The organism is uncultured Thermosynechococcus sp., from assembly GCF_938074695.1.
GTDB lineage: Bacteria > Cyanobacteriota > Cyanobacteriia > Thermosynechococcales > Thermosynechococcaceae > Thermosynechococcus.
In genome coordinates this window covers 1-25,979 of record NZ_CALJEM010000022.1, presented here as the reverse complement: position 1 = coordinate 25,979, position 25,979 = coordinate 1, and the positions used below count along the sequence as shown (strand labels likewise).

24 protein-coding genes are annotated in these 25,979 nt (G+C 54.1%); 16 read left to right on the top strand and 8 right to left on the bottom strand.

From position 1 onward, the window contains the following. Positions 1-65: 65 nt before the first annotated feature. The 7 genes from Q0683_RS03805 to malQ all read left to right on the top strand — a co-directional run bounded on the left by Q0683_RS03805 (position 66) and on the right by malQ (position 6,974). The gene (locus Q0683_RS03805; RefSeq protein WP_298976375.1) at positions 66-1,565 is read left to right on the top strand and encodes a cryptochrome/photolyase family protein; all 1,500 of its coding nucleotides are present in this window, start codon (positions 66-68) and stop codon (positions 1,563-1,565) included. Between the two features lie 235 nt (positions 1,566-1,800). Further along, the gene (locus Q0683_RS03800; protein WP_298976373.1) at positions 1,801-2,970 is read left to right on the top strand and encodes a hypothetical protein; all 1,170 of its coding nucleotides are present in this window, start codon (positions 1,801-1,803) and stop codon (positions 2,968-2,970) included. A 69-nt stretch (positions 2,971-3,039) separates the two neighbouring features. Next, entirely contained in the window at positions 3,040-3,975 is a 936-nt protein-coding gene (locus Q0683_RS03795; RefSeq protein WP_298976371.1) for an isoaspartyl peptidase/L-asparaginase, read from the top strand. Positions 3,976-4,090: 115 nt separating this feature from the next. Next, positions 4,091-4,804 carry a photosynthetic/respiratory NAD(P)H-quinone oxidoreductase subunit K gene (gene ndhK / locus Q0683_RS03790; RefSeq protein WP_298976369.1) on the top strand — a complete coding sequence of 238 codons (714 nt, stop codon included), beginning with the start codon at positions 4,091-4,093 and terminating at the stop codon, positions 4,802-4,804. A 27-nt stretch (positions 4,805-4,831) separates the two neighbouring features. After that, entirely contained in the window at positions 4,832-5,062 is a 231-nt protein-coding gene (ndhL, locus tag Q0683_RS03785; protein WP_298617030.1) for a photosynthetic/respiratory NAD(P)H-quinone oxidoreductase subunit L, read from the top strand. Positions 5,063-5,067: 5 nt separating this feature from the next. Next, entirely contained in the window at positions 5,068-5,400 is a 333-nt protein-coding gene (locus Q0683_RS03780) for a DUF3007 family protein (RefSeq protein ID WP_298617031.1), read from the top strand. A gap of 23 nt (positions 5,401-5,423) precedes the next feature. Continuing rightward, on the top strand, positions 5,424-6,974 hold the full coding sequence (gene malQ, locus Q0683_RS03775) for a 4-alpha-glucanotransferase (protein WP_298617033.1): 1,551 nt from the start codon (positions 5,424-5,426) through the stop codon (positions 6,972-6,974). 2 nt (positions 6,975-6,976) lie between these two features. On the opposite strand, the gene Q0683_RS03770 is transcribed toward malQ, so the two are convergent. Beyond that, positions 6,977-8,326: a pentapeptide repeat-containing protein gene (locus Q0683_RS03770; protein WP_298617045.1), complete on the bottom strand. Its 1,350-nt coding sequence runs from the start codon at positions 8,324-8,326 to the stop codon at positions 6,977-6,979. A gap of 81 nt (positions 8,327-8,407) precedes the next feature. Between Q0683_RS03770 and Q0683_RS03765 the strand changes: the two genes are divergently transcribed. The 3 genes from Q0683_RS03765 (at position 8,408) to Q0683_RS03755 (ending at position 12,010) form a co-directional block, all read left to right on the top strand. Further along, positions 8,408-9,601, top strand: coding sequence for a DegT/DnrJ/EryC1/StrS aminotransferase family protein (locus tag Q0683_RS03765; protein ID WP_298976367.1), 1,194 nt, complete (start codon positions 8,408-8,410; stop codon positions 9,599-9,601). 119 nt (positions 9,602-9,720) lie between these two features. Then, positions 9,721-10,713: a 2-hydroxyacid dehydrogenase gene (locus Q0683_RS03760; RefSeq protein WP_298617037.1), complete on the top strand. Its 993-nt coding sequence runs from the start codon at positions 9,721-9,723 to the stop codon at positions 10,711-10,713. 91 nt (positions 10,714-10,804) lie between these two features. Beyond that, on the top strand, positions 10,805-12,010 hold the full coding sequence (locus Q0683_RS03755; RefSeq protein WP_298616549.1) for an argininosuccinate synthase: 1,206 nt from the start codon (positions 10,805-10,807) through the stop codon (positions 12,008-12,010). Here the strand turns inward: Q0683_RS03755 and Q0683_RS03750 are convergent. Beyond that, positions 12,007-12,279 carry a YciI family protein gene (locus Q0683_RS03750; protein ID WP_298616551.1) on the bottom strand — a complete coding sequence of 91 codons (273 nt, stop codon included), beginning with the start codon at positions 12,277-12,279 and terminating at the stop codon, positions 12,007-12,009. The genes Q0683_RS03755 and Q0683_RS03750 overlap by 4 nt on opposite strands. A gap of 95 nt (positions 12,280-12,374) precedes the next feature. Between Q0683_RS03750 and Q0683_RS03745 the strand changes: the two genes are divergently transcribed. Together Q0683_RS03745 and Q0683_RS03740 are read left to right on the top strand one after the other, a co-directional pair. Next, positions 12,375-13,703: a pentapeptide repeat-containing protein gene (locus tag Q0683_RS03745; protein ID WP_298976363.1), complete on the top strand. Its 1,329-nt coding sequence runs from the start codon at positions 12,375-12,377 to the stop codon at positions 13,701-13,703. Beyond that, on the top strand, positions 13,703-14,983 hold the full coding sequence (locus Q0683_RS03740; RefSeq protein WP_298976361.1) for a CCA tRNA nucleotidyltransferase: 1,281 nt from the start codon (positions 13,703-13,705) through the stop codon (positions 14,981-14,983). Before Q0683_RS03745 ends, Q0683_RS03740 begins: the two co-directional genes overlap by 1 nt. Here the strand turns inward: Q0683_RS03740 and Q0683_RS03735 are convergent. The 3 genes from Q0683_RS03735 to Q0683_RS03725 are packed head-to-tail and all read right to left on the bottom strand — an operon-like array spanning position 14,980 to position 18,980. Then, positions 14,980-16,026, bottom strand: coding sequence for an extracellular solute-binding protein (locus tag Q0683_RS03735; RefSeq protein ID WP_298616558.1), 1,047 nt, complete (start codon positions 16,024-16,026; stop codon positions 14,980-14,982). The two genes, Q0683_RS03740 and Q0683_RS03735, sit on opposite strands and share 4 nt — an antisense overlap. Continuing rightward, positions 16,026-17,615 (bottom strand): glucose-6-phosphate isomerase, encoded by a 1,590-nt coding sequence (locus Q0683_RS03730; RefSeq protein WP_298616560.1) that lies wholly within the window; start codon positions 17,613-17,615, stop codon positions 16,026-16,028. Before Q0683_RS03730 ends, Q0683_RS03735 begins: the two co-directional genes overlap by 1 nt. 45 nt (positions 17,616-17,660) lie before the next feature. Further along, entirely contained in the window at positions 17,661-18,980 is a 1,320-nt protein-coding gene (locus Q0683_RS03725) for a transposase (protein WP_298976358.1), read from the bottom strand. Between the two features lie 17 nt (positions 18,981-18,997). Between Q0683_RS03725 and Q0683_RS11025 the strand changes: the two genes are divergently transcribed. From Q0683_RS11025 to Q0683_RS03715, 3 genes are all read left to right on the top strand, one after another. Beyond that, positions 18,998-19,402, top strand: coding sequence for a transposase (locus Q0683_RS11025; protein WP_366142724.1), 405 nt, complete (start codon positions 18,998-19,000; stop codon positions 19,400-19,402). Between the two features lie 34 nt (positions 19,403-19,436). Next, positions 19,437-19,610 (top strand): hypothetical protein, encoded by a 174-nt coding sequence (locus tag Q0683_RS03720; protein ID WP_298976356.1) that lies wholly within the window; start codon positions 19,437-19,439, stop codon positions 19,608-19,610. Between the two features lie 155 nt (positions 19,611-19,765). Further along, on the top strand, positions 19,766-21,091 hold the full coding sequence (locus Q0683_RS03715) for a (Fe-S)-binding protein (protein WP_298614005.1): 1,326 nt from the start codon (positions 19,766-19,768) through the stop codon (positions 21,089-21,091). Here the strand turns inward: Q0683_RS03715 and Q0683_RS03710 are convergent. The 3 genes from Q0683_RS03710 to Q0683_RS03700 are packed head-to-tail and all read right to left on the bottom strand — an operon-like array spanning position 21,088 to position 23,684. Then, positions 21,088-21,519, bottom strand: coding sequence for a hypothetical protein (locus tag Q0683_RS03710; protein WP_298617719.1), 432 nt, complete (start codon positions 21,517-21,519; stop codon positions 21,088-21,090). The genes Q0683_RS03715 and Q0683_RS03710 overlap by 4 nt on opposite strands. Before the next feature lie 28 nt (positions 21,520-21,547). After that, on the bottom strand, positions 21,548-21,919 hold the full coding sequence (locus Q0683_RS03705) for a hypothetical protein (RefSeq protein ID WP_298614003.1): 372 nt from the start codon (positions 21,917-21,919) through the stop codon (positions 21,548-21,550). A gap of 55 nt (positions 21,920-21,974) precedes the next feature. Then, a complete protein-coding gene (locus Q0683_RS03700) occupies positions 21,975-23,684 on the bottom strand; it encodes an AarF/ABC1/UbiB kinase family protein (RefSeq protein ID WP_298614002.1) in 1,710 nt (569 codons plus the stop codon). Positions 23,685-24,022: 338 nt separating this feature from the next. Here Q0683_RS03700 and Q0683_RS03695 point away from each other — a divergent pair, with 338 nt between their 5' ends. Beyond that, entirely contained in the window at positions 24,023-25,966 is a 1,944-nt protein-coding gene (locus Q0683_RS03695) for a DICT sensory domain-containing protein (RefSeq protein ID WP_298976352.1), read from the top strand. The last annotated feature ends 13 nt before the right edge of the window (positions 25,967-25,979 follow it).

Below are 25,979 nucleotides of genomic sequence, written 5' to 3'. Positions count from 1 at the left end.
AGATAAACCACATTGACTGTAGCAAACCATCCTCCCCCCAGTTTTTATTCACAACGTGAGTCAAGATGACTATTGGCGTTTGGGTTTTAGGCGATCAACTGTGGCAGGGGCAAGCAGCCCTGCAAAGCTGTGCAAGCCCTGTGCCCGTCATCCTCATTGAGTCGCAAGGGTGGGCGAAACAGCGGCGCTACCATGCCCAAAAACTGGTGCTTGTCTGGTCGGCCATGCGCCACTTTGCCCAAGAACTTGAAGCGGCCGGTTGGCCGGTGACCTACGCGATCGCCCCCGACTTTGCCACCCCACTGCGGCAGTGGGTTGAAGCGCACCGAATCCATGAGCTGAGGATCATGCAGCCCAGCGATCGCCCCTTTCGGCATCTGATTGCCACCCTTGACCTGCCCTGTGCCATCAAGTTGTTGCCCAACAATCACTTTCTCTGGTCAGAAGCAGAATTTCAGCAGTGGGCCACAGGTCGCAAAACCTTGGTCTTGGAGTATTTCTACCGGGCAGGTCGCCAGCGGTTTCAGATTCTCATGGAGGGTAAAACGCCAGTAGGGGGCAAATGGAACTACGATGCGGAAAATCGCCAACCTCCGCCTACGCACCTCAAACCACCACCGCCCCTGCACTTTTCTCCCGATCAAATCACGCAAGAAGTGATTGAGACTGTGCGCCAAGGAAACTTTGACACCTACGGTCACATTGAACCCTTTTACTGGGGAGTTACTCGCACTCAAGCCCTGCGGGCGCTGGAAAACTTTATTGAGTACCGCTTGCCCCAGTTTGGCCCCTACCAAGATGCCATGGTTGTGGGGCAGGAGACCCTTTGGCATAGTTTGCTTTCCCCCTATTTGAACTTGGGACTCCTACAGCCGCAGGAGGTGATCAGTGCTGCTCTAGAGGCCTATCGCGAACGGCAGTTGCCCTTGAATAGCGTTGAGGGGTTTATTCGCCAAATCCTTGGCTGGCGGGAGTATATGTATGGCCTCTACCACTACTTTGGTGCCGAGTACGTTCAGCACAACTTCTTTCAGCATCGGCAACCCCTGCCGGCTTTCTTTTGGCAGAGCGATCGCACCTCGATGAACTGTCTGCGCCACGTTCTAGAGCAAATTGAGCGCACCGGCTATGCCCACCACATCCAACGGCTGATGATTCTTGCCAACTTTGCCCTCATTGCCGGTCTGTGCCCCCAAGAGGTGGAAACTTGGTTCCACAGCGTCTTTATTGATGCCTACGATTGGGTCATGCAAACCAATGTCTTAGGCATGGGATTGTTTGCCGATGGTGGGCTGCTGGCTTCTAAGCCCTATGCCGCCTCGGCCAATTACATTCAGCGCATGAGCAATTATTGCCAAGGGTGTGTCTATGATCCAAAGCAACGGGTGGGCGATCGCGCCTGTCCTTTTAATTTCTTTTATTGGCACTTTCTCGCCCGCCACCGCCAAGTTCTTAATTCTCAAGGACGCATGCATGTAATTCTCAAAAATATTGATAAATTTAGCCCCGCAGAAACAGCAGCAATTCAACAGCAGGTCGAGCAGTGGTATGCCGCAAATTCATAGACCGAGCAAATAAAAACTGTATCCCAGATAACACCCATTTCTTAAATCTCAACCAAGGCCGGGGAGCCTGTTATTCTCCGAGGATTTCAGGCATTTTGCCGCTGTTACCAACAAAACTTAACCAAAAGATAACCAAAAAATAATTTTCTCCTACTCTTAAGTCGGGATAATTTTAGTGAGGTAAAACGAAAGCAAAGTTTTCCCAAAACAATTCTTATTCTGGGGGACCACCAAAATGAATAAGGCAGTCAATGTTCAACTGTCCGCAGCCGCTACATTGGCCGATTTACCCTATTTTTCTTATCAAGTTTCCCCTGAAACCATCTCTGAAGAAGTAGCGGATGAGTTTCAACGTCGCCCTGAGCTACCCGGCGTGTTGGTGGTGGCCCGCGATCGCGTCATCGGCATGATCTCCAAGGTCAAGTTTTTTGAACGGATGAGTCAACAGTTTGGCCGGGATCTCTACTTGCCGCGCCCGATCAAATTGATTCCAGAAATTGCTGCGCCCACAGTGCTTCCCCTTGTCCTGATGGCGCGCACTCCCGTCGAAGAAGCTGTAGAACAGGCCTTAAGTCGGCCTCCGGCCTTTGTCTATGAACCCGTGGTGGTGCGTAGAGGCAAGCAACTAGTCCTGGTGGATATGCGGGCAATCCTGATTGCCCAAGCTCAAGTGTTGAGCAAGAAAAATCTCCTCATTCAGCAGCAGCACCTCCACACCCAGCAACTTCTTGAGAAGTTAAAGGTGGAAAAAGAGCGTAACCAAGAGTACGCAAAGCGTCTCGAAAGTGAGCTAATACGCACCCAACAAATGAATGAGATTCTAGAGCAGCAGGAGCGGTCTGTGCGCGAGCAAGCAGAGCGAATTGCCCAACTCAACCAGCGGTTCGTCTCCATTAGCCAAGTGCTCTCGCAACGGGGACAAAAAGCCTTTCAAGAAACCTTCATCGGCGTCAACCAAATTACGCAGCACACAGCGGACGTCTATCGTCTCAGCGAACGCCTGAAGCGGGATGTGGAAATTATTGACCAAGCCACCCATCAAATTGCGGAGATTACCCGTCAGGTGAAGCACCTTGCGGTACAAGCAGGCTTAATTGCCAGTCGTAGCGGCCAGCAGATGGCGGGGTTTGACTTTATTACTGAAGCCATTAACAAACTGGCCAACCAAGTGGTTTTTGCCAACCAGCAGGTGGAGGAAATGGCCAATCATTTTCGCCATCACATCCGCGAAGTGGTGCAGTCTACCGCCTCCGGTGAAAAAATCGCGCGATCGCTCCTCAGTCAAGTGGAAGACACGCAGCAAGCCATCCAAGAACTGCAAGCACTCCTGGATGCTGAGGAAGTCACGCCAGAGGATGAAGTCACCCCAGAGTATAAGGAGATGCCAACGGCTGCCGTTGCCTAAAGCGCTGGATTTAGGCCATCCCCACGGGGTATCTTGGAGCTAGAACTCCCTTAATTTCTAGGATTGAGGATGCCCCAACCCACTGTTATTCTCCATGGCGGCGCCGGCAGTTCGCTCCAAAACAAAGGCGGTCTTATTCCCGTCCGTCAATCCCTGCATGCAATTGTTACCCAAGTGGTTCAATCCCTTAAAGAAGGGGCAACGGCCATTGAAGCCGTGGTTTTGGGGTGTCGGCTCCTCGAGGATGAACCCCGCTTTAATGCAGGGACGGGTTCTGTGCTGCAATCGGATGGTCAGATTCGCATGAGTGCGTCGCTGATGGATGGGCAGCAACAGCGTCTCAGCGGTGTCATCAATGTCTCACGGGTAAAAAATCCCATTGATCTTGCCCATTGGTTGCAACAGTGTCCCGATCGCATTCTCTCCGATGTGGGGGCAGCAGAATTAGCGCGTGAATTGCAGCTTCCTGTCTATCAACCCCTCACGGATCAGCGACTTTACGAGTGGCTTGAGGAACGCAAGGGCAATTTCCAAAAATCCATGGCAGGCGTAGTGGCCGAGGAGACAGGGCGGGGCACCATTGGTGTGGTGGTTTTAGATCAGCAGGGACACTTGGCCGTAGGAACTTCCACCGGAGGCAAAGGCTTTGAGCGCATCGGTCGCGTGAGTGATTCCGCAACCCCAGCCGGCAATTATGCCAACAGCTTAGCAGCAGTCAGTTGTACAGGCATTGGGGAAGATATTCTCGATGAAGCGCTGGCCGCGCGGATTGTGGTGCGGGTAACCGATGGCTTGCCCCTAGCGGCAGCCTTTGAAAAATCTTTTCAGGAAGCGGTGACTCGGCAACGGGATTTTGGCGCCATTGGCCTTGACCATCAGGGGGCGATCGCCTGGGGCAAGACCTGCGATGTGCTGCTTGCAGCCTACTGGGATGGTACAACCATTGGCGATACCTTGGAATTGCCGGCGGGGCTACAGGTGGGCAGTCGAAATCCTTTATCTTAGATGTCAATTTTTTTTATTGCTTGGGCAAGGGTATTGAGTGCATCTGTGGGGGCAAACGCCTATAATCTTAAGTGTTTTTACATTTCATTTGGCCGATGTCCCTTGAGGGAACCCTATGACCAATACGACCTCGCCTGCCATTCTCAATCCAATTGCCCGTCCTGAAGTTCCCCAAGAACTTGCTGAAAATATCATCCTTACTTCCCTCAACGATGTCTATGACTGGGCGCGGCTATCGAGCCTCTGGCCCCTTATGTATGGCACCGCCTGTTGCTTCATTGAATTTGCCGCCATGATTGGCTCGCGCTTTGACTTCGACCGCTTTGGCTTAGTGCCCCGCAATAGCCCCCGTCAGGCGGATTTGATTATCACCTCCGGTACCATCACCATGAAGATGGCACCCGCCCTGGTGCGTCTTTACGAGCAAATGCCCAATCCCAAGTACGTGATTGCCATGGGGGCTTGCACAATTACAGGGGGCATGTTTAGCTCCGACTCCTATTCTGCGGTGCGCGGCGTGGACAAGTTGATTCCTGTGGATGTGTATTTGCCCGGCTGTCCGCCCCGGCCAGAGGCGCTCATGGATGCGATCGTCAAGCTGCGTAAGAAAATTGCCAACGAGCATATTAGTGAGCGCGGCAATCTTGCCCAAACCCAGCGTCTCTTTACTGCCAAGCACAAGATGAAGCCCGTACCCCCCATTCTCACAGGGCAATATCTCAGTGCCCCCACTCGCCAAGCGCCGCCCCCCGCCCTTGCTGCAGCCATGGGAATAGCAGTTCCGGCCCTTGAGGAACCTGTAGGCGAAACTAGCGCTGTTTCAGAGTAATTTGATTCTTATTAAGAGGGAGCAGTCATGGCAGTTTCAATAGAACTTTTGGTACTGGGTGCTTATGTAGGTTTGGCAGGGCTGTATCTGCTGGTGGCGCCAGCAATTGTCTATGTCTATTTGCATCGGCGCTGGTATGTGGCCAGTTCCTTTGAGCGGGCGTTTATGTACTTTCTCGTTACTTTCTTTTTCCCAGGACTGTTGCTCTTAGCTCCCTTTATTAACTTCCGTCCACAACCACGCTCCCTCAATTCCTAGGGGCTATGCGCCGCATTGATGTGCTTGGGATTGGGATTGGTATTTTCTTGACGGGCGGCTTGGTCTATGGTCTGTTGCGGGCCGTGGGAATTGAGCCGCTGCAAGCGGGAATTTGGAGCCAAGCAATTTTTGTTTTGGGGGTTCTGGGTTGGGTCTGCACGTATCTACTGCGAGTTTTTACGGGACGGATGACCTACCATCAGCAACTCAAAGACTATGAGGAGGCAGTGATTCGCGATCGCCTAGCACGCCTGTCACCAGAGGAATTAGCTGCCCTTGAGGCAGAACTCCAAGCGGAATCCACTGAGACTGCGAATCTAGAATTAGGCGATAATTAGCTCAAGTTTCCCTTAGCTTGAGCATGCACTTTCCCCGCTCCTGTGGTTTACTGCTTCATCCCACGTCCCTACCTGGTGGTCACGGCATTGGTGACTTAGGGTCCGCGGCCTATAAGTTTCTTGACTTTTTAGTGGCCGGTGATCAGCAGTACTGGCAGGTGTTGCCCCTAGGACCCACCGGCTCTGGCAACTCTCCCTACATGTGCTACTCGGCCATGGCCGGCAACCCCTTGCTCATTAGTTTGGACGAGTTGGTCAAAAAGGGCTGGTTGACGGCCGCTGATTTAGCAGGACTCACCCTTGAGAATGGCGATCGCGTTGATTTCGAGGCCGTCATTCGCCAAAAATTACCCCTGCTGCGCCTTGCAGCTCAGCGCTTCCAGCGTCAAGCCACCCCAGAAGACTGGCAAGCCTTCCGTGAGTTTCAAGACCTTGCCCACTACTGGCTGCCCACCTATGCCCTCTTTATGGCACTTAAGGATCACCACGAGGGACAGCCGTGGTATGAATGGCCCGCCCCCTTGCGGCACCGTCAGCCAACCGCCCTTGCCGCTATTCAAGTCGTTCTTGAAGAGCGCATTTTTGAGTACGAGTTTCAGCAATTTCTCTTTTACCAGCAGTGGCACGCCCTCAAGGAAGCTGCCCATCAACAGGGGATTCAAATTATTGGGGATATTCCCATCTATGTGGCTCACGACAGTGCCGATGTTTGGGCTTTTCCCCAATTTTTTGAGCTTAATCCCGAAACCGGCGCTGCCGCCCTCATGGCCGGTGTGCCCCCCGATTACTTTAGTGCCACAGGTCAACTGTGGGGCAACCCCATTTACAACTGGAAAGCCCTTGCTGCCGATGGCTACTCTTGGTGGATTGAGCGCTTCCGTGCTCTGCTCTCCTACGTGGACATTATCCGGGTTGATCACTTTCGCGGCTTTCAAGGCTACTGGCAAGTCCCTGAAGGGGAGGAAACAGCCGTCAATGGCGAGTGGCAACCAGGCCCCGGTGCCGCCTTCTTTGAGGCGCTACAAGCTGCCTTGGGACGATTGCCAATTTTAGCCGAAGATTTAGGGGAGATTACCCCCGATGTCATTGCCCTGCGAGATCAGTTTCAATTTCCAGGGATGAAAATCCTCCAATTTGCCTTTAGTGGTGGCTCGGATAACCCCTTCTTGCCCTTTAATCAAGAGCGCAACTGTGTGGTGTACACGGGCACCCACGATAACGACACAACTGTCGGTTGGTACCGCAATCTGAGTGACCGGGAACGGCAGCGCTTCATTGACTATTTGGGCTATACCCCCAGCGAACCCCACTGGGCGTTGATTCGTATGGCCTTAGGCACCGTTGCCAACCAAGCCATTATTCCTGTTCAAGATTTGCTCGGCCTCGATAGTCATGCCCGCATGAATTTCCCCGGTACTGGCGAAGGCAACTGGGCATGGCGGCTGACTGCCGATCAACTCACCCCTGAACTTGCGGCTCATTTGAAGCATTTGGTGCATCTCTTTGGCCGTCAAGCCCCACCGAGACCCCAGCCTGTAGAAACCGAGGCGGAATCCCGCGGCAGCGCAGAGTAGCACTAAGCTCGCCGCCGCCCATCGGGCATAATCGTGCCCCGCAAGTCCACTTCACTGAGGTTCGCACCGCTCATATCCGCAGCGGTCAGGTTCGCCCGCGTCAAATCCGCCCGTGATAGGTTAGAGCCTGAGAGGTTGGCATCCCCTAGGTCGGCTCCACTTAAGTTAACACCACTGAGATCCACCGTTGCCAGTAAGCTGCCACTAAAGGTGGCGCGGCTGAGGGTGGCTCCACTCAGGGTAGCACGGCTAAGATTTGCTTCTGAGAGGGTCGCACGGCTCAGGTTGGCTCCCACCAAGCGGGCACGGCAGAGATTTGCCTCCACGAGATCGGCACGGCTAAAGTTAGCTTCTGCTAACTCCACTTCGCGGAGGTTGGCACCGCTGAGATTGGCGCCCCGCAGCTTCACCCCATTAAAGACTAGACCACTAAGATTGGCACTGCGTAGATCCGTTTGACTCAAATCCGCATTGTCCAGTAATGCCCCCTGCAAATTTGCCCCTTGGAGATTGGCGCCCCGCAGATTGGTGCCCACCAGTTTGGCGTGGCTGAGGTTGGCACCCCGTAGATTCGCCCCACTGAGATCCGCGCGGCTCAGGTTGGTATGACTTAGGTTCGCGCCACCGAGATTGGCACCACTGAGGGTCACATCTGATAGCTCTAGGGAAGACAAATCCGCCTTTGCCAGTTCGGCACCCACAAGATTCGCCTTGGCAAGGTTAGCTTCACTGAGTTTGACTTCTGTGAGATCAACGCGGCTAAGATTGGCACCCGTGAGATTCGCCGCCGTTAAGTTTGCACCACTGAGGTTGGCACCGCTGAGATTGGCGCCACTGAGATTGGCATTGCTGACATCGGCCTGAATCAAATCCACACGGGTCAGGTTCGCCTGTTTTAGATCCGTACCATGCAAGTTGGCGCCCTGTAAATTTGCTCCCGAAAGGTTAACGCCCTCGAGGGTCAGTCCCCGCAAATCCGCATTGGCCAGATCCACGCGGGAGAGGTTTGCACCCTGAAGCACCGTTCCCCGCAGTATAGTTTCCCTGAGTTCAGCGCGGCTGAGATTCGCGCGCGTCAGGTTCGCCCAACTGAGATCACTGCGGCTCAAGTTTGCCCCGGCAAGGTTGGCGTCCACCAGTTCTGTTTTGATGAGCATGGCATTGACAATTTCTGACCCACAGAGCACCGCACCGCTGAGATTTGCTCCGCTCAGGTTGACCCACTCCATGTCGGCACGGGAGAGAATAATCCCCCGTAGATCCGCGTTGATAAACTCGCCATTGGTCAAACTGGCACGATTGAAGTCCCGTTCACCGCTGGCATAGCGTTTTAACAACTCTTGGGGATTCATCAAAAAAACAGGTCTAAAACCCCACCCTTGCGGGCGGCTTTACACTCTAAGACTAGCTTAATTCCTTAAGGCCATGAGAGGATGATAAAAGACTTGCGCTCGATGCCGGCATGGCGATCAATGGACACCATTCCCATTTTAGATCTGAAAGCCCAATATCAATCCCTGCAAGCAGATATTGATCGGGCAGTTGCCCGCGTATTAGCCTCAGGTCAGTTCATTCTAGGGCCAGAGGTGCAGGCCTTCGAGGAAGAGGTGGCCGCCTATTTGGGGGTGCGCCATGCGGTGGCGGTTAATTCGGGCACCGATGCCCTGGTCATTTCCCTGCGCAGTTTGGGGGTGGGGGCGGGAGATGAGGTCATCACTACCCCATTTTCGTTTTTTGCGACCGCAGAGGCGGTTAGTTTGGTGGGTGCCCGCCCGGTCTTTGTGGATGTGGAACTGGACTCTTTTAACCTTGATCCCAGTAAAGTTACGGCAGCCATTACCCCCCGCACTAAGGCTATTTTGCCTGTGCATTTATTTGGACGACCGGCGGCCATGGGAGCCATTGTTGAAGTTGCTCAAGCCCATGGGTTAGCTGTTCTGGAAGATTGTGCCCAGGCCTTTGGTGCCCGCTATTGCCCGCCCTGTGAAAATTGTCAATGTACAGCGGCAACTCAACAGACCTTAGCGAATCAATTTACGGGGGCGATCGGGAGCATGGGTGCCTTTTCCTTCTTTCCGACAAAAAACTTGGGTGCCTATGGTGATGGGGGGTTGATTACCACCAACGATGATGATCTCGCCGAGCGATCGCGCATGCTGCGGGTACATGGGTCTCGACAGCGCTACCATCACGAGATGATCGGCTACAACTCTCGCTTAGACAGCCTGCAGGCAGCGATTCTGCGAGTGAAACTACCCCATATTGACCGTTGGAACCAAGAACGACGGCGGGTAGCGCAAACCTACCATCAGGCCTTAGCAGGTCTGGAAATGATAGTTACCCCTAGGATAGTGCCGGGACATGTGTTTCATCAATATACGATTCGGGTGCTCGATGGCCAGCGGGATGCCCTTGCGGCTTATCTGAAGTCAGCTGGCATTAGTTCAATGGTTTACTACCCGATTCCCCAGGATCACTGTCCAATGTACAAGGGGCAATCTCCACCGAATCCGGTGAGCGATCGCCTCGCCAACGAGGTTCTCAGCCTCCCCATTTGGCCTGAATTAAGCGATGCCACCATTGAGTATATTGCGGCAACCATTCGTCAGTTTTTTCAGCGGCTGTAGAAAGAATTCCCAAGGCGTTGTCTTGCCTTAACAAATCCTTAAAGTCCCACTCGCTAAGCTAGCTACAGCGCCTCTAGGAAGAGAGCGATCCTGTTGTTGAGGGTTCGGAGAACGATGCTATGAAGGTTGCGGTTTTCAGTGCCAAATCCTACGATCGCGAGTTTTTGAATGCCGCCAATGCTGCCCAAGGCTATCCCCATTACCTAAGCTACTACGATGTGCGCTTGCAGCCTAAAACCGTGGCTCTTGCCAAGGGGCATGGGGCTGTCTGTGGGTTTGTCAACGACGATCTCGGAGCAGAGACCCTAAAACGGCTGGCGGAATTGGGGGTGCGTCTGGTCACCTTGCGCTGTACTGGCTATAACAATGTGGACTTAGCCACAGCGGCCAGCTTGGGAATCAAGGTTACCCGTGTCAGCGCCTATTCTCCCTACTCTGTGGCGGAGCATACCGTGGGGCTAATCCTGATGTTGAATCGTAAACTCCACCGCGCCTACAACCGCGTGCGGGATGACAATTTTTCCCTGGAGGGACTGATGGGGTTTGACCTCCATGGCTGTACGGTCGGGGTTATTGGCACCGGTAAAATTGGCAACGTTGTTGGCCGGATTATGCATGGTTTTGGCTGCCGCGTGTACGGCTATGATCCTTACCCCAATGAAACCTTTAGTGCAATAGGCACCTACACAACCCTAGAAACCCTGCTGGCGGACTCCGACATTGTCACGCTCCACTGTCCCCTTGTTCCAGAAAATGAACATCTAATCAACGCCACCACAATTGCACAAATGAAAAAGGGGGTAATGCTAATCAATACCAGTCGCGGCAAACTGGTGGACACCAAAGCCGTCATCGAGGGCATTAAAAGCGGCCAAATTGGCTATTTGGGAATTGATGTCTATGAAGAGGAAGGTTCCCTCTTTTTCCAAGACCTCTCGGACACGATTATTCAGGATGATACCTTCCAACTCCTGCAATCCTTCCCGAATGTGGTCATCACTGCTCACCAAGCCTTCTTTACCCGCAACGCCCTCACGGATATTGCCCGGACCACGATTGAAAATTTGACCTGTTTTGAGCAAGGTCTGCCCCTGGCAAACGAAGTCAAATAGACGCAGGGCTTTGTCTAAACGGTTATCCCCATCACGTTTCGGACAAGCAGATCCGCTATAGTAGCGATCGCGTTTATTTCAGGAAAAAATCATGGGGCGTGCAGAAAAAGTCATTTTGGCCTATTCGGGCGGGGTAGATACTTCCGTGTGTATTCCCTATCTCAAACATGAATGGGGAGTTCAGGAAGTCATTACCCTTGCGGCTGATTTAGGACAGGGAGATGAACTAGAGCCGATTCGCCAAAAAGCCCTAGATTCTGGTGCCAGTGCCTCGTTGGTGGTGGATGCCAAGGAAGACTTTATCCGCAACTACGCTTTTCCGGCCATTCAGGCCAACGCCCTTTACGAAAATCGCTATCCCCTCTCAACTGCCCTTGCTCGCCCCCTGATTGCCAAGCTCTTGGTGGAGGCGGCTGCCGAGTATGGGGCTGATGCCGTTGCCCACGGCTGTACAGGGAAAGGCAATGATCAAGTCCGCTTTGATGTGGCGATCGCGGCCCTCAATCCCAACCTCAAGGTCTTGGCACCGGCGCGTGAATGGGGCATGAGCCGTGAAGAAACCATTGCCTACGGCGAACGCTTTGGCATTCCCGCCCCCGTGAAAAAATCTTCCCCCTACAGTATTGACCGCAATCTTTTGGGACGCAGTATTGAGGCAGGCCCCCTTGAGGATCCGTGGATTGAACCCTCAGAGGAAATCTACTTGATGACCCAACCCATTGAAAACACGCCCAACTCCCCGGAGGATGTGGAGATCGGCTTTGAAGCAGGCATGCCCGTCAGCCTTGATGGTCGCTCCCTAGATCCTGTAGCCCTCGTCAGTGAACTCAATGAGCGGGTCGGTCGCCATGGATTTGGTCGGATTGACATGATTGAAAATCGCCTTGTGGGCATTAAATCCCGCGAAATATACGAAGCCCCTGCCCTGTTGGTGCTTATTGACGCGCACCGCGATTTGGAAAGTTTGACCCTGACTGCGGATGTTACCCAGTACAAGCGGGGCATTGAAGAGACCTACAGTCGCTTGGTCTATAACGGCCTCTGGTACAGTCCCCTCAAGGAAGCCCTTGATGCCTTTATTCAACAGACCCAAAAACGGGTGACGGGTACCGTGCGCGTCAAACTCTTTAAGGGAACTGCACGGGTGGTGGGGCGGCAATCCCCCTACTCTCTCTATAGCTCCGAGTTAGCAACCTACGGCGCTGCGGATCAGTTTGATCACAGGGCAGCCGAGGGCTTTATCTACGTCTGGGGGCTACCCACCCGTGTCTGGGCAGAAAAACTACGCCAAGGCTAATCGGGGGCTTCGACAATACACCACTCGTGGAGTTCGTAGTGGACACACCGGTGTTGGACAAGGGGGTCACGGGCAACGATTTCCTCGGCCGCCTTGCGGGAATCCGCCTGAAACAGCAACATGCCACCCCCGCGCTCAGCCCAGTATCCCGTGCGGGCTTGATGCCCTGCGGCAATGAGGGAGCGGACATAGGCGCGATGGGCGGGGACATATTGATCAAAGGTTGCCTTATCCACAATGCCGCGTTCAATTTTGACAAACCATGGCATGGGTGCTTGGCTCCTGCGGATTTGAATCAACACCTAGAATAGCTATAGCACTGTGCCCTCGTCACTTTTCTGTTGTGCCTTGATTGGGAGCAGCTATGAGCAAAGCCATTACCCTTGAAACGTTGTTAAGTGAGTTTGCCCGTGGGGTGCGGAATTTCCGTGGCGTCAATTTGGCCGGGAGCATGTTTCCTCTTGTGCAACTCAGCCATGTGGATCTTGCGGGCGCTAATCTTCAGGGGATTAACTGGAGTGGCGCAGATCTGATCAAGGCAAATCTCGCCAATGCCAATCTGCAGGGGGCAAACCTAATTGGTGCCGATTTGAGTGGTGCCAATCTTACGGATGCCAATTTGCAGGAGGCGCTGCTCAGTGGCGCTATCTTAGTGGGTGCCTATCTCTCGCGAGCGAATCTACAGCGGGCTGTGCTCAGTGGCGCTATCCTCAAGGGAGCTGTTCTCCGCGACAGTAACCTGAACGAAGTCAATGTAGTGGGAGCAGATCTTTCGGAGGCGGATTTAAGGGGAGCGATCGCTCGCCGTCGCGATCTAGAGGAAGCTAAACTGTCGGGGGCAACACTGCCCAACGGTGAGGTGGTCTTTGACGCAGAGGAACTGGAAGAGATTCCCGTGGCTTCGACAGTGGAGCACACAGCGGCAATGGCAACCGCCACTGAAACCACAGTTTTGGAGTGGACCAACGAGCAAGTCATTGAAAAGCTGATTTTGCAACAACATCCCTTGCCCTCCTCCTGCCAAAGTGCTGACCTGAAGGTGGTTCATCTTGATAATCACTGCTATCAGTTGCGAACGGCGAATGACACTGTGGTTGCTATGGTGGAGGGAGCGAGTGTTGCCGAGGAAACTGTAACCGTTTTTTCAGAAGCTCCCTTTGCGGATTTGGTGGCCAGTGTGCTCCAAGCCCTTTCCTTTTTGCCGACGCAATACATTCCTGAGCCTATACCCGCATGGCAATACGAGCAGGTGCCGATTCCTGCGGGAAGTGAAGTTCGTTTCGGAACTGCACGACAACTTTGGAAAGCGTGGTGGCTCCTTCTGAAGTCCACGGCCACAGGGCAGGAGTTGTCCCAATTGGAACCCTTACAACTGTTGGTGGGCAAAAGTTGGCAACCCATTTGCGACATTGCCTTTTCACCCTCGGCCAGTGGGGGCGTGATTATCAAAACCCCTACGGGCGATCGCCCCTATTCTGCGGATGCGTTGCTGACTTGGCTGGAAAGTGTCCGGTCTGGAGCACCGACAACCCCTAGCCCAGTGCCCACCCCTACAACCTCCCTCTGGAACGGTGTGCTGAAGTTTGAAAAGAACTGCTTGACGATCCAAACGGCGGCAGGACCCGTTTATGTGCGGGGTGAAAATTTGACGGTCACCCTTGGTGGTCAGACGATCGATCTGAACCAACTCTAATGGTCGTCATTCAACCCTTTGATTTTAGTCGCTGGCCGATTGCCGTCAGTGATTTACCTGCGGACACCTACCTTGTGGGGGGAGCGGTGCGGGATGCCCTCCTAGGGCGCACAACGTTGTACCCCGACTTGGATTTTATTGTGCCGGCGGAGGCGATCGCCCTGGCAAAAAAACTGGCGGACAAGTACAGGGCTGGCTTAGTGGTGTTGGATCGAGAGCGGCAGATTGCCCGCTTGGTCTTTGCCAATACAACTGTGGATATTGCCCGGCGCCATGGAGAAACGCTTCTAGCGGATTTGAGCGATCGCGATTTTCGCCTCAATGCCATTGCCTATGACATTCACCACCACCACATTGTGGATCCCCTCGGTGGTCTGTTGGATTTACAACGCCGCCAAATTCACTATGTGGCACCGGAAAATCTGGCTGCTGATCCTCTGCGACTCCTGCGTGCCTATCGCCAAGCTGCCCAACTCCAATTCACGATTACGCCGGAAACACGGCAGGTGATCCAAAGCCTTGCTCCTAAATTGCGGCAGGTGGCAGCCGAACGGGTGCGGGTGGAACTCAGTTACCTCCTTAGTGCCGTTGAAGGTGCAGCCCAAGTGACCCTTGCCTTTCGCGATGGGGTGTTGCCGGTGTGGTTGCCTGCGGTAACCGAGGAGCGCATTACCCACTACCATGCCCTTGAGTCCACCCTGGCCAATTTTCCCTTCCCTGCCCTTTGGCCGGCGCTGACGAAATCCATTGCGGCAACCGCTGCCCCCGGTGAGCCTCAACGGCGCACCCTAGCGGCTTTGGCCAAACTCACCTGCCTTGTCAATGCCAGCGATCGCCAAGCTGCCGAGGAACTGACGGCTCTCACCTACACCACCGCTGAAATTCGCATTGTGCAAGTCCTGTGCCGTCTCCTCCAAAACTGGTTGGTTCCCCTTCAACAGCCCCTCAACCGTGAGCAGGCCTTTTATCTATTCCGAACCGCGGGGAGCTATTTTCCAGCCTTTGTTGCCCTTGCTCTTAGCCGTGGTGTGCCCAAAGACCATCTGGCACCGCTGGTCAAGGCTTGGTTAGACCCCAGTGATCCCGTTGCCCATCCCCCTCAATTGCTGCGGGGCGCCGACCTGGTGGAACAGTTTCATGTCTTGCCGGGACCGCAGGTGGGTGAATTGTTACGAGCGGTGGAAGCAGCGCAAGCGCGGGGAGAAGTTGGCGATCGCCCCCAAGCCTTGGCCTATGTGGCACAGCTGCTGAATTGTTCAACCCAAGCGGGTCGGCATTAGAATCTCGTCAAAAAAATCTCTTGCCAAAGGGCGCTATAGGTCTTTTGGGTTGCCATATCGAGGGGCAGCAATACCTCACTCTGGGCAAGAGCAGTGGGAGCAGCAAGGGGAATATAGCGGTGAAAGAGAGTATCCGTTAGATTGCCCACCAAGGGGGAGGGAGCATTACTAAATTGACTCAGTTGCTCAGCCACCTCTGGCTGCCACCAGTAGTTTAACCAATCCAAGGCTGCGCGATCCGGCTCTTGGCCACAGACCCACAAATCCGCCCACAACGCTGTCCCACTGGCAGGGAATATTGCGGCATAGGTTTGCGGATCCTGCTTCAGCAACGGCAGCACATCCGTTGACCAACCCACTGCCAATTGTGTACTTCCCAGCATCAGGGGTTGTAGGTAGGCATCGGAACTAAAGAAGCGGCAACCTTGGCGCAGTTGAGACAATCGCTCCCGCAATTGGGGGTGGGTGGGTGGGGCATTGTAGGATAGCCCTAGGGATTTCAAAGTTAAGCCAATCACTTCGCGGGGGGTATTTAACAAGCTGTAGTGCCCCTGAACTGCGGGGTGCCATAGGGCATGCCAATCTCTGGGTTCCCAGCCCAACTCGGCAAAAAAATCGCGGCGATAAATGAGAACAGTGGCGCCCCAGCGATAGGGAAGCCCCCAGAGGACATCCTCTTTGCTGATGAATTGCAGAAAAGACTGCCAAGGTTCTGCCCAGTCAACCTTGGTTTGAATCAGTCTTTTCGGAATGGGAGCAATCTGCCGCTGGCGAATCGCCTCTGCCAACCAAGCATCCCCCAGACTTAACACCCCTGTTCCCAAGTTGCCTACTGCGAGGAGGTGGGCTAACGCTTGGGGGGTTTCCTGAAGACGTAAACGCAGTGCAACCCGCGACTGTTGGCGAAAGCGGCGAATGAGTTGTGGCGGTAAGGATTTGCGCAAGAGATGAACGGTTAGGCCGCCATTGGCACTCCCTTGACACCCACTGAGGGCGATCGCTCCAAGGGCAAATGCCCCCTGACAAAATTGCCGCCGCTGCATTAGCGTTGCCACCGAAACTGTAGTTGAGCGGGCTGAGCTGGATCTCCCAGTTGCTCGATGCCGCGATCGTTGGCCACAAGGTGCCGCAGGATCAGGTAGATGCGTTCCAGTTGATCGGGGGCATTCACAGCCTTGGCGATCGCCCCCAAGTCAAGGGGATCATCACTTTGTTCTAAAACTTTGACAATCTGCCGTTGCAGCGCCAAATTCGCCGCCGCTGCCTTCTTCCCGGCTTCTACGCCCGGCTGATGGTAGGCATTGATATTGATCAGGAAGCCATAGAGACCCACTGCTCGCTCGTAGAGAGCAATCAGGGCACCCACTGTTTTCGGTGTCACCTCTGGGATCGTCACCGTCAAGGAAGGGCGATCCTTTTCATAGAGGGCTTGGCGCGTACCTAGGAGCAGGCCACTGAGGTAATCTCCTGAGGTAATTCCCGGCTCCACCTCAATACCGGGTTCTTGAGCATCCCGCAGCACCTCAATAAACGTGACAAAGAAGTTGGGCAGGCCATCCCGCAACTGCTGCACATAGGCATGCTGATCCGTTGTCCCTTTGTTGCCATAGACTGCAATCCCTTGGTGGACAATATTGCCGTCGAGGTCTTTTTCTTTGCCGAGGGATTCCATCACCAACTGTTGCAAGTAGCGGCTAAACAACAACAGGCTATCTTTGTAGGGGAGAACAACCATATCCTTTTCACCCCGACCCTTGCCTGCATGGTGCCAAGCCAAGGCCAGTAGGGCAGCGGGATTTTGACGGATCTGCGGCACACGGGTCGCCTGATCCATCAGCTTGGCTCCTTCGAGCAAAGCGTCAATATCAATCCCTTGCAGGGCGGCGGGCAACAGACCCACGGTTGAAAGTTCGGAAGTGCGCCCCCCCACCCAGTCAAACATCGGGAAAATGGCAAGCCAGCCGTTGGACTCCGCCACTTGGGCAAGACCACTAGCGGGCATGGTGACGGCTACGGCGTGAGCGGCAAAGGCTAAACCAGCGCGTTGGAAGCGGGCTTGGGTCTCCAACATGCCATTGCGGGTTTCTGGCGTCCCTCCCGATTTGGAAATGACGAGCACCAGGGTTGTCCGCAGGCGATCGCCCAGTTCGGCAAAGACCCGCTCGAATCCTGCGGGATCGGTGTTGTCCAAAAAATGAATGTTCAGGGGTGGATTGACAGGAGCGAGGGCAGACGCCACAAACTGCGGTCCAAGGGCAGACCCACCAATGCCAATGGAGAGAATATCCGTGAAGCGACCCCCTTGGGGTGGGGCAATGACACCGCTGTGCACCTCTTGGCTAAACCGCTTCACTTGGGCAATGGCATTGCGAATCTCTGCACGCAACTGCGGCGTGGGGGCCAAATCCGCATCCCGCAGCCAGTAGTGTCCCACCATCCGACCCTCATCGGGATTGGCGATCGCCCCCGCTTCCAATTCCTTCATTTGCTGAAAGGCACGCTCAAAAGCCGGCTCTAGGCGCTGTACGACCGCCGGGGTCAGCCCCATGCGACTGACATCCACATAGAACTCCAATTCAGGGTGGTAGTATAACCAATCTTGGTAATGCTGCCAAAGAGCCAAAGCATCCATAAAAATACTCTCGCGCTACGATCTCAGCGTACGTGAATGCTCCGCTCATGACACTTCGCGTCCATAAGCGGATTCCCGATCCCATAGCAGAGAGAGGGTGACCGGCATTCTCGGTGTAGCGCAGGAACTTTTGCCTTTCGCTACCTGCCCATCCTTTCGGTGGGTCAGCTTTAGTTTATAGGCCAAGTATCGAGCCGCGATGTTGTAGCTGGCGGAAAGATCGGCATTGTACTGTTTGCCGTTGGCAAACGTTGCTAGCTCGTACTGGGTCTTAGATCGTTGCACCTTGCCACTGCCGTCATAGACCCAAGATGATGTGCCTTTGGGGAGAACATAGACAACCTTGCCCCCCTCCTCTTGGAACATCACCAGGCGGCGGTGCAGCCAACTGTGAAACTTTTGCTTCAGGCTTGACCGCTTTCTGCCGCCTTTGGGACGCCAGCCCTTGAGATCTTCAAAGACGATCGTGCTGGCTCCATGCTCCAGGGCAAATCCGACAAGTTGCCGCGACACTTGCCGAGCAATGTTGGCGTTGATGCCCATCACCTTGCGATAGGGAGTCTTGGCGAACCCACGGTGCAACGTTTTGGTCTTTCTCGCCTTTTGGCGAACGATGTTGGCCTGTTTGTCGCAACGGTCTATGTCAGAGGACGGATGGATGAATTTCCGAGCCAATACAGTGCCGTCAGGGCAAACAATTGAAGCTGTGGCTAGGGTGTTAATCCCTATGTCCACACCACAAACCACATCACCCTCCAAGGTCGGTGGAGTGATGCTAAAGGGCACTGCCAGGTGGTAGTGCTTCTCTGAAATCACCAGGTAGGGCGACTTCATTGCGCCGGTTAGGTGCCGTTCTCGCTTGCTAGCAATGGGCACCTCAGCCCAAACCCAATCAGAGCCGTTCCATACCTTAATGGAGGCCACCAGTAAGTCGTCGTCGAACTTAACCGATTGCCCTTTGTAGAGGGCCGGGTAGCCCCCTGCCTCTACGTTAAAGACAGGTAGCTTTGCATCACGGCGGTTTCTCATCCCTGCTTGCCAATCCCGGTATCGAGTTAGGTAGGACGAAACCTGACCCTTCACAAATTCAATTGCCGCCCGCCTTAGGGAAGACGGGAACTTGTAGAACCGTGACTCGAAGTAGCGGTACTTTGGCAACGGGTTCTTACTGGTGCGATGGATTAGCTTCTCTACTGCTGCACAAAAACTGGGGGCGGCTACCAGCTTAGGCCGATGAGCCATGACCACATAGCTCAGCGCTTTGCAGTAAGCTCGGTACTGATCAATCGTTGCCAGAAGGTGAAGTCTCGCTTCTGGCGATGGATCTAAGCCCCACTTGTCAGTGCGTACAATAGCTTTACCCATATTCAAGATGTTAGGGCATAGAGCAGGAATTTACTACCCTAAAAACCAGAAATCATAGGGCTTACAGGCTTTGTTACCCTCTGGTTTTGTCAATGAAGTATCGGCATAAATGCCTGACCGCAGAGATGCTTGGGTTAGGGGTGCTATTCCGTGACCTTCTGGTGAAGTGGGGCCGGGAATTGATTGAGTTCGGCGGCGAGGTTGATCCAACGGTTCGACTCTCTGACTTGGTGAAAAACTTGAAGTCAGTATCAGCCCGGAAGAGGCGCCAAGAGTTTGCTGAACAGCTCCGTCCTTATTACTGGAAACCCTATTTCTGGAATCGGGCCTATGGGCTGAGAGCCAGCATTGAAACTCTCTTGAAGTACATTCAGAATCAGGATGATCCGCGTAAACTCCGCCCGCCGCTAACTAGTGAATGACACTTCGCGTTCATTCGTAGGATGCACGGCGGCATTGCTCAAGGCGGGGGGAATTCTAGTAGTTGCCGTGGAACCAGCGGGACGATCGCCGGCAGCCCTTGAACTTCTGGGAGCACCTAATCCTGTGTTTGCCAGTATGGAGGCCCTTTCTCAACCCAGGGAGCAAACCCCTAGGACAGGGAAGACACCCCCCGCCAGCGGCCAGTAATCTGCCTTCAGGGTTGAACAGAGAGGGGCTGGCAAAGCAGTGACCTTGAACTGAGCAGAGGTTTGCGCCACAATTGGACACAATGGCTCCCTGGGAATAGTTTTCAAAAACAGTCCTCGGCGCGGTTGCCCTCCCCTCTCAAAAATCTTAAAAACATGACCCCTCCCTCTCCCGTGACCAGTTTTGGTAACTCGCCCTCCCCCGATCCCCAACTCATTGATGCCTGTGTCCACTGCGGGTTTTGCCTTGCCACCTGTCCCAGTTATCGAGTGCTGGGCACTGAAATGGACTCCCCTCGTGGCCGTATTTACCTCATGGATGCCATCAATGAGGGACAAGTGCAACTTGGGGAGGTCGTACAGCACTTTGATGCCTGCTTGGGTTGCTTAGCCTGTGTCACCACTTGTCCGTCGGGGGTGGAGTACGATAAGTTGATCGCCGCCACCCGTGTCCAAGTACAGCGCCATTATCAGCGTCCTGTGGGCGATCGCCTCCTGCGCTGGTTTATTTTCCAAACACTGCCCCACCCTCGGCGGTTGCGTGCCCTCCTTTGGCCGCTCTGGCTTTACCAAAAACTAGGCTTGGCCAACCTCGAAAAGCAATTGGGACTCCTCAAGCGCCTGCTACCCAAATCTCTGGCAGCCATGTATCAACTGCTGCCGCCCCTTTCGGCAAAAACATTTCGGGATCGCTTTCCTGAAGTGGTGCCTGCCCAAGGAAAAAAACGCGGACGGGTGGGGGTCATTCTCGGCTGTGTGCAACGGCTCTTTTTACCTGAAGTGAATGAAGCCACAATTGCCGTTTTAAGTGCCAATGGCTTTGAAGTGGTGTTGCCCCCCCAACAGGGGTGCTGTGGTGCCCTGCCCCACCACCAAGGGGAGGAGGAGCAGGCAAAAAGCCTCGCTCGCCAGATGATTGACTGTTTTGCTGCCGCCCAGGTGGATGCGGTCTTAATCAACGCCTCAGGTTGTGGCCATACCCTCAAGGAGTATCCTCGCCTTTTGGCGGCTGATCCCCACTACGGCGATCGCGCCCGTGACTTTAGACAAAAGGTGGAGGATGTCCAAGTTTTCTTGGTCAAGCAGGGTTTGGTGACACCTCTACATCCTCTGGGCGATCGCCCCCTGACCTTGGTCTATCAGGATGCCTGCCACATGCTCCACGGTCAAAAAATCCGCCTTGAACCGCGTCAACTCCTGCGGCAAATTCCCCAAGTGCAACTGCGCGAACCGCTCGATGCGGCACTGTGCTGTGGCAGTGCGGGGGTTTACAACATTCTCCAACCCGAAGTAGCAGCGGAATTGGGGCGCCAGAAGGTGCGTCACCTTCTCAATACTCGGCCCGATGTCATTGTCTCAGCAAATGTGGGCTGCACGCTGCAATTGGGTCAGTATCTCCGAGAGCAGAGTAGCCCGGTGCCCATTTACCACCCAATGCAGCTACTAGAGTTGGCCAGTCGTGGTGAGAAGTTACCCGCTTAGGCAATGTCGGGGGGTACCCCCAGGATGGACTGCACCTGAGCCAGCAGCTTCCCGCGTTCCACTTCCCAGCCCCGTTGACCATTGGTTTCTAGGATAATAAGGCTGTCCACCGGCTCTGCAGCCAACAGTTGAAACAAAAGGGGAATAATCGGCATTGGCACCGGCAGCAGAGATGTATCACCGGCCTCTTGAGCCATTGCCTCACTGCCATAGGCATAAATGACGTTCTTTTCCCGATGGGGCGGGCGCTGTTCCTCAAGGGTAATTACCTGCCACTGCCCCTCGCGGGTTTGGAGAACGTAGTAGAGGGTTTGGCTGTAGCGCTGGGCTTCCGCGTAGAGGATAGGGGCGATCGCTTGGACTGCCCCCTTGGTGGAGTCATCGGGAGCGTTGGCAATGAGTTCATCCAGCTGGGCGAGTAAGTCCACAACGCCTCCTTGGGAGGTTATTAAAGAACTATTCCTTAGCCTCAAGGGCATCGAGATCTAGGGCACGGGAGCCACCTGTACTTAAAATTGTCAGCACTTTCCCCAGTTGATGCCACACTAAAAGGGCAGTCGCGATCGTCAGCACAAAGGCAATTACCATACTCACAGCGGCGCTGAAACCGTAAGTCCACAATCCCGCCATCAGGAACAGCCAGATGCCGATGGAAATGCCCAAGTAGGGCAACTGCAGGCGGGAACCGCGCAATTGACTTAAAACGCGAGTGGAGCGACTGCGGTTCCATTCTTGGACACTCTGCTTGAGGGTGGCTTCAAAAGCTTTACCACTGGTCAACCCCATAAAAATACCAGCCAGTAGCAAGACAATCGGTGGATCAAACACGGGATACCTAATCCTTCTTAGACGCTCAAGGACAGTTGACAACCACTTTCCAGCCTTAACTGGCCACCGCCAAAGAATTGCTTTCTTCCTCTTTACCTAGCGTGTGGGACACAGAGGCCTTGAGGGCTTCCCATGCCACATCAATCAAGAAGAGGGGGCGCAGCTCAGACTTGACCAAATTCCAAAGGCGTTGCACCTCTTCGGTGTGGAGGCGGTCATCTTCGGTTAACGCTAACACAATTTGCCGCCGCAGGTACTGTCCCTCCTCCGAAAAGAGATACTGCAAGCCTAGGGTTGCCGTTGGCGCTAGGTTAAAGTGCTCATCCTGGCGGGCAATTGTAATCAGATTTTCCAGTCGTTGCCACTGAAGACGACCATCCTTGAAGAGGACATCCAACAATCGTCGCCGCAGTTGGGGCGATTCTCCTTGGAGCAGACGCCGTGCCACATAGGGATAGCTGACATCCACAATGCGGAAGTTGGGGTTGAGGCACAGGGCAATGCCCTCTTGAGTAACAAGGGAGCGAATGATCAGGGCAAACTTGGCGGGAACCCGGAAGGGGTAGGCATACATCAACTCAGAGAAGCGATCCGTGATTGCCTTGAAGTTGAATTCGCGGACACTGGAGCCAATCACCTCCTCAAACACTGACTCAAGGGCAGGGATAATCGGCTTAATATCCGTTTCCGGAGTGAGGAAGCCCAGTTTAACAAAGTCCGCTGCCAAAGCTTGATAGTCCTTGTTCACCAAATGCACAACAGCATCCACAAGGGATTCCTTGGTACTCTCCTCCAGTTGATCCATCATGCCGAAGTCAATGTAGGCGATCCGACCATCGGACATGGCAAAGAGGTTCCCTGGATGTGGATCTGCATGGAAAAAGCCAAATTCTAACAGTTGCCGCAGACCCGAAATGACGCCAATACGAATTAGCTCATCGGGATTGACCCCCGCCGCCAGCATGCAGTCAGTACGGGTGAGCTTAATGCCGTGAATCCATTCCAAGGTTAGCACGTGCTCACTGGTGTACTCCCAGTAGATTTTCGGTACCTTGACCGTGGGATCATCGCGGAAGTTAGCGGCAAATTTCTCAGCATTGCGCCCTTCATTGAGGTAGTCAATTTCCTCGTAGAGCTTACGGCCAAATTCATCCACAATGTCCCGCAGATCGTGGCAAAGGTTAATGGGGAGCCAAGGTTTGACCCACTGCACCAAAAGCCGAATTAAAAATAAATCACGGGTAATTACGGGCAAGAGATTGGGGCGCTGTACCTTGACGGCCACCTCTTCGCCACTGTGGAGTTTTGCTCGATAGACTTGACCGAGACTAGCAGCCGCCACCGGTTGGGGTGAGAATTCGGCAAAAATATCCCCCAAGTTTAAGTGCAGATCTCGCTCAATGATGGCAATGGCAATCTCATTGGCGAAGGGGGGCAGTTTGTCCTGCAGCAGGGTGAGTTCTTCGAGGTAGTCAGGGGAAATGAGATCGGGGCGGGTGGAAAGGGCTTGACCCACTTTGATAAAGGTTGGGCCTAGGCGAATTAGGAGTTTGCGCAGTTGCATCGCCCGCAGGGGACGCTGAGTTTCCTGTTGACCGAGCCACTTGTCCCACTGCAACAGCAGCCAGAATGTTAAGAAGGATATTGAAACGTCCAAAAACCGCCAAATTACTTGCCAAGGGTGTCGCCAGTAGTAGCGGGCGATCGCCTCTGGATCATAACGACGATGACCAGCACTTCGGATAGCAGATACAGGGGCAGTCACAACTTTTTCACCTTATTCTCTGAAACCCAAGTTACTACAGCCCTCTCCCCTTGCCATGGGTGTTTTCACGGAGCACGTTTGGAAGCAACGTAACTGACTATCGCAATTGTGAGGAGTTCGTTGATCCCCATCCCTAGAGGAGTGGTTCTTTTTGAGTTTGCTTAAATATAGTATAGAAAACTACATATAGGCTCTGCCAGTTAATAAAATTCTTAACAAAAGTTTAAGATTGGAGGTTGAAGGAATTGGGCAGCCCCTTGAGCTGAATTTCAATAGGTTTTGGAGCGCAGATTTGCCGATAATGGTACCGTAGGGTATCTTTTTATTCAGACCCTTCCATGGCCAACAGGATCATTGCCACATCTGTTCTTGAGGAATTGTTGGCGCGGTTGCCTCGCCTGCGATCGCAAGTGTACTTCAAGACATCGCTGACGGCGCTCTCCCACGCAATGGAGGATCAGGTTTTAGCCAATGAGGATGCGCCGATCATCATTGCCTGTTTTCAGCGGGAGCGCTTTTATCGCCAAGAAGCCCATCGGTATCAACGCATTGCCACAAAGTCTCATCATGTTTACGTCTTAGCCGCCCCCGAAACCGAGTTTGCCAACTGCTCTGGGGACTATGAAACGGTTGCCTTTGATCCTGCCGATGCCCTCAGTCAAGAATGGCATCTAACCGTCTTGGGCAAAAATTACAGTACTTGCTTGGTCTGCCGCGAAGTCCAGCGATCGCCCGCCAACCGCTTGGATGTGTTGCCGCCAATGGATGCGGCGCGTCGCTTTGAGGGTATTTGGACTTTTGATCGGCAGGTGGCAGCCACAGCCGCTGAAATCCTCCTCAACCGTATCCGCGAGTACCGCCCTGAACTAGAGGAGAAACTCAGGGAAGGTCTGGCATGGGTTGAGACCTATCGCCAGGGGGAGGGGGGCAATAGCGATCCTGCCCCCTTTGTTGATCGCCTAGTGACCTATCTTCAAGCAGGCCAGTACAAGCAAATCAAAGCCTATCGCCAAATTGCCATTCAAGAGCGCAAGGAACGCCTCACCAATGCAATTACCACGGCGATTCGCAACTCCCTCAATCCCACGGAAATTCTCACTCGCGCGGTGGTAGAGCTGGGGGAAGCCCTCAAAGGGGATCGCTGTCTGATTTACCGCTGCCGCAGCACCGATACGCGGGTGCGCATTGAGCATGAGTACACCAGTGGTGCCCTCCCCTCCTTGCAGTACCAGTACTGGCCCGTGAGTGAGCACCCCTACACCCAGCAGGCACTGGCTCATCAGCAGGTTATTCAGGTGGATGATGTAGCGGCTGATCCCCACTACGAAGCCAGCCGTTTCAAGGCACTTGATGCCGCCGGGGTCAAGGCACTCCTACTGGCGCCGGTGCTCTATCAAGGGCGGCTTTTGGGCATTGTGGAACTGCATCGAGGCGAAGCCCTGCCGTGGCACGATATGGATGCCGAGTTGGTGGAAGCGATCGCCACCCAAGTGGGGGTTGCCCTGATTCAGGCGGAGGCCTACGCAGATTTGGAGGAACTCAATGCGCAACTGGAGGCCTTGGATCGCACCCGCAGCAATCTAATTGCCATTACGGGTCATGAACTGCGCACGCCCCTTTCAACGATTCAAGTCTGCCTGGAAAGCCTAGCCAGTGAACCTGATATGGATCCAGAAATGCGGCAGGTGATGTTGAGTACTGCTCTTGCCGATGCTGAGCGCATGCGGAAACTGATTCAGGACTTCCTCACCCTCTCGCAGTTAGAAAGTGGCCGGGTGCAGTGGCGACCGGAACCCCTTCCCCTCCAAGAACTGGTAGAGCTTGCCCTCAGTAGTCTGCGCACCCCGAAGGATCAACTGCCGACAATTCGCACGGTGTTGCCTGAGGAATTGCCCTTGATCCGAGCCGATGGGGAGTGGTTGGTGGAGGTGCTCTCGAAGTTGCTTGATAATGCCTGTAAGTTTACCGAGCAGTCCGGTCAGATCTCCATTGCTGCCAAGCCTCGTCCGGATGGGCTATTGGAGGTGACCGTTGCCGACACGGGGCGGGGTATCGAGCCGGATCGCTTGGAAACGATTTTTGATCGCTTCTATCAAGAGGAAAGCGCGCTGCGGCGCTCTGTGGGTGGTACGGGGTTGGGTCTAGCCATCTGTCGCCAAATTATTACCAATTTGGGGGGGCAAATTTGGGCTGAATCGGCGGGGCGCGATCGCGGCAGTGAGTTCCACTTTACGATTCCCATTGCTGAGCCTTTTCTGGATAGGGGCCATCAAGCTCCCTAAGATAGACAACAAC

Bases quoted from the DNA above. Each gene is read 5' to 3' on its own strand.
- Q0683_RS03805 (WP_298976375.1), top strand. From the start codon at position 66: ATGACTATTGGCGTTTGGGTTTTAGGCGATCAACTGTGGCAGGGGCAA.
- Q0683_RS03800 (WP_298976373.1), top strand. From the start codon at position 1,801: ATGAATAAGGCAGTCAATGTTCAACTGTCCGCAGCCGCTACATTGGCC.
- Q0683_RS03795 (WP_298976371.1), top strand. From the start codon at position 3,040: ATGCCCCAACCCACTGTTATTCTCCATGGCGGCGCCGGCAGTTCGCTC.
- ndhK (WP_298976369.1), top strand. From the start codon at position 4,091: ATGACCAATACGACCTCGCCTGCCATTCTCAATCCAATTGCCCGTCCT.
- ndhL (WP_298617030.1), top strand. From the start codon at position 4,832: ATGGCAGTTTCAATAGAACTTTTGGTACTGGGTGCTTATGTAGGTTTG.
- Q0683_RS03780 (WP_298617031.1), top strand. From the start codon at position 5,068: ATGCGCCGCATTGATGTGCTTGGGATTGGGATTGGTATTTTCTTGACG.
- malQ (WP_298617033.1), top strand. From the start codon at position 5,424: ATGCACTTTCCCCGCTCCTGTGGTTTACTGCTTCATCCCACGTCCCTA.
- Q0683_RS03770 (WP_298617045.1), bottom strand. From the start codon at position 8,326: ATGAATCCCCAAGAGTTGTTAAAACGCTATGCCAGCGGTGAACGGGAC.
- Q0683_RS03765 (WP_298976367.1), top strand. From the start codon at position 8,408: ATGATAAAAGACTTGCGCTCGATGCCGGCATGGCGATCAATGGACACC.
- Q0683_RS03760 (WP_298617037.1), top strand. From the start codon at position 9,721: ATGAAGGTTGCGGTTTTCAGTGCCAAATCCTACGATCGCGAGTTTTTG.
- Q0683_RS03755 (WP_298616549.1), top strand. From the start codon at position 10,805: ATGGGGCGTGCAGAAAAAGTCATTTTGGCCTATTCGGGCGGGGTAGAT.
- Q0683_RS03750 (WP_298616551.1), bottom strand. From the start codon at position 12,279: ATGCCATGGTTTGTCAAAATTGAACGCGGCATTGTGGATAAGGCAACC.
- Q0683_RS03745 (WP_298976363.1), top strand. From the start codon at position 12,375: ATGAGCAAAGCCATTACCCTTGAAACGTTGTTAAGTGAGTTTGCCCGT.
- Q0683_RS03740 (WP_298976361.1), top strand. From the start codon at position 13,703: ATGGTCGTCATTCAACCCTTTGATTTTAGTCGCTGGCCGATTGCCGTC.
- Q0683_RS03735 (WP_298616558.1), bottom strand. From the start codon at position 16,026: ATGCAGCGGCGGCAATTTTGTCAGGGGGCATTTGCCCTTGGAGCGATC.
- Q0683_RS03730 (WP_298616560.1), bottom strand. From the start codon at position 17,615: ATGGATGCTTTGGCTCTTTGGCAGCATTACCAAGATTGGTTATACTAC.
- Q0683_RS03725 (WP_298976358.1), bottom strand. From the start codon at position 18,980: ATGGGTAAAGCTATTGTACGCACTGACAAGTGGGGCTTAGATCCATCG.
- Q0683_RS03715 (WP_298614005.1), top strand. From the start codon at position 19,766: ATGACCCCTCCCTCTCCCGTGACCAGTTTTGGTAACTCGCCCTCCCCC.
- Q0683_RS03695 (WP_298976352.1), top strand. From the start codon at position 24,023: ATGGCCAACAGGATCATTGCCACATCTGTTCTTGAGGAATTGTTGGCG.